Consider the following 7,423-nt stretch of genomic DNA (forward strand, 5'->3'; position numbering starts at 1 on the left):
CCGTGTTGCCAGTAATTCAGGAGAGTAGTCATGCGAGTTTTATGCGCCGTATTTCTTACAGCGGCGGCCATCGTCCTGACAAGCGGTTGTGAACGGACCGGCGGCGCGCCCGCCTTCGAGGAATGGGCAAACCTCTTCAATGGGAAAGACATCAGCGGCTGGCACATCAGCCGGACCAACGGCCATGGCGACACGAAAGACTGGGTGGCCGCGGATGGCGCCATTGAAGGCAGTCAGGATGCGCCCGGCAACGGCGGCATCCTGCTTACCGGCCGCGAATTCGGCAACTTCCTCCTGGAACTCGAGCTGAACCCGGACTGGGGCCTGGACAGCGGCGTCTTCCTGCGCAGCACGGAATCCGGGGAGTGCTATCAGATCATGGTGGACTACTACGAGGGCGGCTGCGTGGGCGGCGTATACGGGGAAGGCATTGGCGGATTCCGCTCGGATGCGCAGAACTGGCTGCAACTCTATCGAAAGGGCGAATGGAATAAGCTGCTGGTGCTGATGACGGGCAACCCGCCGCTGATCGAGGTCTGGCTGAACGGACAACACGCCCTGAGTTGGAAGGGGGAAGAAGAGCTGCTCGGAGACCGGGGCCGCATCGCGCTGCAGGTGCACGCAGGGGCGGGTTTTTACGAGAAGAAGACCCGGTTTCGTAACATCCGAATTCGCGAACTTCCCTGAGGGCGCGCAGACAAAGACGGGGGTCTGCGCCCTGGTTCGTAGTCCAGGCTTCAGCCCGTCTTCAATCGCGTCGACTTGGTGTATCCTTGCCTGAGCGAAGACTTGATGTTTCTCGCGAGGAGCAGTCCGAGGAAGGGAATCATGAAGGCGAAAGACCGGGTCAAGAACGCGCTCGCGCGCCGGCCGGTGGACCGCGTGCCGGTGTATATGTGGTTGCATCCGTCGACCGCGGCGCGGCTGGCGCGGCTGCTCGAGGCGCCGCGCGCCGCGCTGGCCTATATCCTGGGCGACGACGTGCGGCAGGCGTGGGTCAACAATAATTACGCGATGGAGGGTGTCGTACACGACCGCGAAGGCGAGTCGCACACGGACTACTGGGGGATCACCTGGCGCAAGGAGGGCGAATTCAACCAGATCGTCCGCTTTCCGCTTGAAGGCACGGACCGGAACGGGTGCCTCGAATATGCTTTCCCTTATGACAGCATTGAAACGCTGCTGGCGCAGATGGCGCCGGCGGTCCGGCAGGCAGGCGCGTTTTTCATCGGCTGCGACGTCTCGCCGTGCGTCTACGAGATGTACGCGCGGTTGCGCGGTATGGGCGCGGCGACGCTCGACCTCGTCGAAGACCCTGAACTCGCGGACACGATGCTTGGGCGCTGCGCGGATTTCGCGCTGGCACTGTCCGAAGCGGCGTGCGAGCGGTTCCCGCTCGATTGGCTCTGGACTGGCGACGACGTAGCCGGGCAGCAGGCGCCGATAATGAATCCTGCGCTCTGGCGCGAATTGATCAAGCCGCGGTTGAAACAAATCATCGATGCGGGCAAGCGCCGCGGGCTGCCCGTGGCGTACCACTGCTGCGGCGCGGTGCGCCCGCTGATCCCCGACCTGATCGAAATTGGCGTCGATGTGTTGAACCCCGTCCAATGCAATTGTCCTGGCATGGACCCGCTGGAACTCAAAGGCGAATTCGGCGCCGCGCTGGCTTTCATGGGCGGCGTGGACACCCACGACCTGCTGCCGAACGGCACGCCGGACCAGGTGCGCGCCGCAACCGAACGGCTTATCGAGGGCATGACCGCAGATGGCGGCGGCTATATCCTGGCGGCATCGCATGCCGTGCCGCCGGAGACCCCGGATGCAAATATCTTCGCGATGTATGCGGCGGCGGGAATCCCGGAGGCCGAAATCCGCGACCGGGCGGCCGGCGTGCGCGCCTCCGAAGTGCGATACTGACCGTCACTGGAATAAGGGCGGCGCAGTTCCGGTAGAATGGGGCCGCGTATGGCGTCCGCGGAACCGGTTCGTGCGCCGGACCGCAACGTGGTGTGATGTCTTCATCTTTCCGGCGAAGGGAGTCTTCGATGTACAAGGTTGCTTGTTACACTCTAATGTTCGTGTTGTTGACTGCGGTGCTGGTGTGCGGCGCGGGCTGCCGGTCGATTATCTTCGGGAAGGACGATTTCCGGATGGAGGGCGGGCAACTGTACCGCGGCGACAAGGCGTTCACCGTGTACGGCATCGAGACGCCCGGGCTTGGCGCGACTTCCGGCGCCCCTGGCGAGGTGGTCCCCGCGATGGCGCGCGTGGCGGAGGCCGGCGGCAACGCGATCTGCTTCGACCTGCGCGGATTCAATGAGGATGGCTCGGAGCTTGATCCCACCGGCGTGCAGACGGTTGACGCCATAGCCTTCCGCGCGAAAGACTCGCGCATGGGCGTGCTGGTGCGCGTCCTTGGCGATAGCAGCGACCCCGCATTCCGCAATCGGGCCGTGCGCACGGCGGCAAAAGCGTTCCGCGGCCACGGCATGGCGATCTACCTCATCGACGGCCCGGATGCCGCCGAACTCGCAGAGACCTTCAAGAAGGCCGCGCCGCAGCTCATTGTGGCCGCGCCGCAGAATGGCGACCTCAGTCTTACCGGGAGCCCCCCGCAGGCGCCGCCGGAAATGCCGACGTTGTTGGCGGGCGCGATTCCGGATTTCAGCTTGGGCGCCGTACACTTCCTGCTGGAGGGCAACGACAGCGACTATGCAGCCCTCGACGCGGCCCTCATGACCGAGGCCGAGAAATCGCCCTGGACGCCCGACAACACGGTGCTCAGCGAAGCGGAGCGCCAGGAAGGGTTTGTTGCCCTGTTCGATGGCAAGACGCTGAACGGCTGGTGGTACAAGGGCGAGAACAAGGAGAGCTTCCAGGTCAGCGAAGACGGTTTCATCGAGTGGCGCGCGGGCGGCGGCGAAGCGCTCATGTCGCGGGAGCGCTACGGCGATTTCATCCTGCGCCTGCAATGGAAGATCCTGCCCGGCGGCAACAGCGGCGTGTGGTGCCGGGCGCCGCGCGGGGCGCGCGCGTCGAAGTTCGGTTTCGAGGTGCAGATGCGCGGCGATTTCGGCGCGGAGGAACTGACGAAAGACAACACGGGCGCGGTCTACGACGTGGTCCCGCCGTTGTCGCTGCCCACGAAGCAGGACGGGCTCTGGAACGACCTCGAAGTTGTCTGCCAGGGGCCGCACGTGAAGGTTACGATCAACGGCCAGGTGGTGCAGGACCTCAGCTTTGACGGCCACGAAGAGTTGGCACCGCGGCTGCGCCGCGGTTTTATCGGTCTCACGGACCACGACAATTACGTGGCGTTCCGAAACATCCGTATCAAGCCGCTGTGACCCGTCGCGTCCCGGCGGCGCGTGAAGGGAAGCGCGCGTGATGAAGAACCGCTGGAAATGGCTTGCCAAGACCGGGCTTGCGCTGTGCGTTGTCGCCGTGCTGTTGTTCATGTTCCTGCGGCCCACGCCGTTCCTGGACGGGCTGGTCCCGAACGAGCACGGCTTTGAAGGCGCGGTCACGGTGGTGGAGACGGAGTACACGTGGCGGCTGGGCGCCGTGACGGTGCGCGTGCCCTATATCGGCATCGAAGGCGACGCAAAGACCGGCTTGGCGCGGCTGATCGTGCACCGGCGCGCGCTTGCGTCGGGCGAGCCGCTGCCGGCGTTTTGCCACGTGCACTATGAGAAGAGCATAGACGGTGCGAAGACGTGGTGCGACCGTGGCTGGGCGGTATTCACGGCGCATTACACGGATGAAAAGGGCGAATCGCCCATCGATTGTAGCGTGGGAAACGGCAACAACCTCGCCCGCGCGATCATTCAGTGGGCGCGCCGCCTGCCCTTTATCGACCGCACGCGCCTGCACATCGACGGCGGCAGCCAGGGTGGCTACATGGCCCTTGCCATGAGCGCCGACCTGTTTCCCGTCACCTCGACGACCGCGGACGTGCCCGTCGTCAACTGGGCCTACAATCTCAGCTACTTCGAAGCGAACAAAGGGCCCATGCGCTATCCCGCGAAGATGGACGAATCGCCGCTGCCCATTCTGGCGTCGGTAACCATGCTGGCCGACTGGTCGTACCGGTATTTTCCGAACGATCTCTCGAACGATGCGTGGTACTACGTGAGCCCGATCTCCCATGTGGACCGCATCGCGAACCCGGTGCTGGTCATGAGCGCCACGGGTGACATGCTTGTGCCCATCGAGCAGATGACGCGCCAGCACGTGCGCGCCTTCGAGCCTGCGCGCTTCCCCGAGGGCTACCGGCGCGATCTTGATTCGCTGACCTTGTGCGACAAGGCGCGCGTGACCTTCGAGGAAGTGCTGCCGCCGGAGCGGGTTTTCACACGCGTCATGCCGCTACAGGAGGACAGCTTCGAACTTACGCTCGACATGTTCAAGGACAGCGGGAACAAGCCCAAGCGCCGGCCCGGCAACGAAGACAGGCCCTGGAGCCCGGACCACCAATGGTCGCTGCTCTATCTCGACGAGGGCGGCCCCGCGCCGCAGGCGGGCCACACCACTTTCGAGTGGGACCTGACCCCCGACAGCTTCGTGGAGCATTACCAGCGAGCCGCGCCCTCCCCCGGCATCCTCAACGCGGCCAAACTCGAACATCTCATGCGGCGTTACAGGGGGGAACTGGCGAATCTGCCCGTGTTGCGAACGGGCAAGCCCGCGAACCGGTTGAATTACCCCGTGGTCGAGCAACGCGACGTGATCACCGGCCTGCTCGATTACGCGGATCTCGGGCCGGAACACACGGCGCGGCTCGAATCGTTGTATCTCGAATGCCCGGTCAAACCATTTGGCGATTCGTTGAACATCGGCGCGCTGCGCCAGCAAGCCGCGGCGTCAAGAGGGGCGCGCGAGGCCGCATGACGGCGGGAGAGACCATCGATGAAATCAGGCATACGCGCGGTCGCCTTGTTCGCCGCGCTTTTCGAATGCGCGGCCATCGGCGCGCAGGGAACCGGTGACGTGGCGCATTCCGGCACATTCACGGTGTCGGGACTGCGTTGCGTCATCGGCGACAACGCGGCGGCGGAGCCGCACCGCGCCGGATACAACGGTGTCTTCGCGATCACCGCCCCCAACCGGGAGGAATCGCCCTTCGTGCCGCAATACGCCGGACTGAATCTCGAACATTACTTTGATGCGCGGCCCCGTCCGCCGGAAGCGGAGATATTCTTCGAGCCGCGGCACGCGGCAATGACCTTCACGCGCATCAGCGAAACGGTGGCGGAATTGCATCAGCCGCGAACTCCGCATTTTGGCGTGGAAAGCTGGACCCGCTTCGAACTCAAAGAGCCGTACTACGTCGACCTGCATTTTCGGTGCGTGCCGCGTGAAGACGTGTTCGAGGGCGGTTTTCTCGGCGTGTTCTGGGCGTCGTATATCAATGCGCCGCTTGACAAGAGCATGTACCTGCGCGGCGCCTGTCAGGAAGGCGGCAAGACGGTCTGGGTTCAGCACTGCACGCCGCAACACGACCGTGACAGCACGGTGCGCCGCGTGGATGACGCGCTCGAACTGCCTTTCGCGGAACCCGGGAGCACGCTCTACGCCTCGTTTTCGCCGCTGCGCTATGCGGAGCCGTTTTTCTACGGCCGCGTGGGGGACAGCGTGCTTGTTTACATCTTCCAGCCAGGACCGGTCATCCGGTTTGCCCATTCGCCTTCCGGCGGCGGGGCCACCCCCGATGGCTCGGACACCAATCCCGCGTGGGACTTTCAGTTGATTGTGCCGCAACCGGAAATCGGGCATGAGTATGAGATGCGCATGCGGCTTGTCTTCAAACCCTGGGCAGGCCGCGGCGACGTCCTCGCGGAAGTGGGGCGCTATCTCGAAGAGTCACGGCAACCTTGAAAACATGGGAAGAAAGATGTTGCCAACCCTGAAACGCGCACGCCGCACGCGCGAGGGACGCCGTCCGTGTTGAAGGAGGCGCGCGAGTTCCGGCGCGCCCTGCTGGCCTGGTACCGGCGCGAAGCGCGGGACCTGCCCTGGCGGCGCAGCCGCGACCCGTATCACGTCTGGCTCTCGGAAATATTGCTGCAGCAGACGCGCGTGGACCAGGCCCTCCCTTACTACCTGCGTTTTCTGGAGGCCTTTCCCTCGGTGCATGCGCTGGCCGCCGCGCCGCCGGACCGTGTTCTCAAGCTTTGGGAAGGTCTCGGTTACTACACGCGTGCACGCAATCTCCACCGCGCCGCGAAGGTTATCGCCAGACAATACGGCGGGCAATTCCCGCGGTCGCCCGAGCTGCTGCAATTACTGCCCGGCGTCGGCCCGTACACGGCCTGTGCGGTGGCCAGCATCGCGTTCGACCGCGCGGCGCCCGTCGTGGACGGTAACGTGAAGCGCGTGCTCGCGCGCTTGTACGACATCGAAGACGCGATGGACCGTCCCGCGACCGGACAGAAGCTCTGGACGCTGGCGGGCGGGCTCGTGCCGCGCACGGCGCCGGGCGATTTCAATCAAGCGATGATGGAACTGGGTGCGCGCGTATGCACGCCGAAACGGCCCGGCTGCGCGCTCTGCCCCGTGGCGGCATGCTGCCGCGCGCTCCGGGCGGGCACGGTGGAGTTGCGGCCCGTGCGCGGCGCGGACAAGGCCCGTCCGCACCACGAGGTCGTCGTCGCGGTTATTGCGCGGCAGGGCAAATTCCTGGTGGGGAAACGTCCGCCGGCAGGGCTGCTCGGCGGCCTGTGGGAGTTTCCCGGCGGCAAAGTGAACGCGGGCGAATCGCATGAGCAGGCGCTTCTGCGCGAGTGCCGCGAAGAACTGGGGATCGAAGTCAGGCCCGGCGGCCTGATTGCCTGCGTACGGCACGCCTACACCCATTTCCGCGTCACGCTAAATGTGTACCGCTGCGCGCTGGTCTCGGGCAGACCGCATCCCAGAAGTCACACCGAACTGCGCTGGGTGCGGTCTGCTGAGTTTTCGGAACTGGCGTTTCCCAAGGCCAATCACAAGTTCCTGCACCTGCTCTGAGAGCGCCGCGTGTTTTTCCTGACCGTGCGGTGCCCGCGTGTCCTTGTGCTGTTCCCAAACAACAAGCCACGGCAACCGGACGCGCAGCGTCCGGTTGCCGCGACTGCAAAGGCCAACAAAACCGGTCAGATTACAGGCCCGAAGCGTCCAGCCCCGTAATCTTCATTTCACCGTTGCGATCCTGGAACACAAGTTCAAATGTGACCGAGCCGAACGCGCCCGAGAGTTCGACCGGGTAGACAATGATTTCCTCGCCGTCGACCTCCGCCTCTGCATCCTCAACGCTGGTTTCGAGGTCTTCCAGGTAGCCCATATCGACCGCCTGACCGATGAAGTCCTGAATGCCTGATTTGTCGCCGTATTCGTAATGCTCGAAATCATCGGCGAAGCAGGCCATGGTCTTGTCCATGTCCTG

The 7,423-nt window shown here is 64.3% G+C and carries 7 protein-coding genes; 6 read left to right on the top strand and 1 reads right to left on the bottom strand.

Annotated elements, in window-relative coordinates:
• Positions 1-30: 30 nt before the first annotated feature.
• The 6 genes from KA184_07790 (at position 31) to mutY (ending at position 7,008) form a co-directional block, all read left to right on the top strand.
• The gene (locus tag KA184_07790) at positions 31-687 is read left to right on the top strand and encodes a DUF1080 domain-containing protein (protein MBP8129469.1); all 657 of its coding nucleotides are present in this window, start codon (positions 31-33) and stop codon (positions 685-687) included.
• Positions 688-828: 141 nt separating this feature from the next.
• The gene (locus tag KA184_07795) at positions 829-1,920 is read left to right on the top strand and encodes a hypothetical protein (protein MBP8129470.1); all 1,092 of its coding nucleotides are present in this window, start codon (positions 829-831) and stop codon (positions 1,918-1,920) included.
• 128 nt (positions 1,921-2,048) lie between these two features.
• Positions 2,049-3,350 (top strand): DUF1080 domain-containing protein, encoded by a 1,302-nt coding sequence (locus KA184_07800; GenBank protein MBP8129471.1) that lies wholly within the window; start codon positions 2,049-2,051, stop codon positions 3,348-3,350.
• Positions 3,351-3,390: 40 nt separating this feature from the next.
• Positions 3,391-4,893, top strand: a complete 1,503-nt coding sequence (locus KA184_07805; protein ID MBP8129472.1) for a prolyl oligopeptidase family serine peptidase — start codon at positions 3,391-3,393, stop codon at positions 4,891-4,893.
• An 18-nt stretch (positions 4,894-4,911) separates the two neighbouring features.
• On the top strand, positions 4,912-5,880 hold the full coding sequence (locus KA184_07810; protein MBP8129473.1) for a hypothetical protein: 969 nt from the start codon (positions 4,912-4,914) through the stop codon (positions 5,878-5,880).
• Positions 5,881-5,982: 102 nt separating this feature from the next.
• The gene (mutY, locus tag KA184_07815; GenBank protein MBP8129474.1) at positions 5,983-7,008 is read left to right on the top strand and encodes an A/G-specific adenine glycosylase; all 1,026 of its coding nucleotides are present in this window, start codon (positions 5,983-5,985) and stop codon (positions 7,006-7,008) included.
• Positions 7,009-7,138: 130 nt separating this feature from the next.
• On the opposite strand, the gene KA184_07820 is transcribed toward mutY, so the two are convergent.
• Positions 7,139-7,423, bottom strand: a 285-nt coding sequence (locus tag KA184_07820) for a hypothetical protein (GenBank protein ID MBP8129475.1), incomplete at its 5' end; no start/stop codon positions are given.

This window comes from Candidatus Hydrogenedentota bacterium (genome assembly GCA_018005585.1).
In the GTDB taxonomy this organism is placed as follows: domain Bacteria; phylum Hydrogenedentota; class Hydrogenedentia; order Hydrogenedentales; family JAGMZX01; genus JAGMZX01.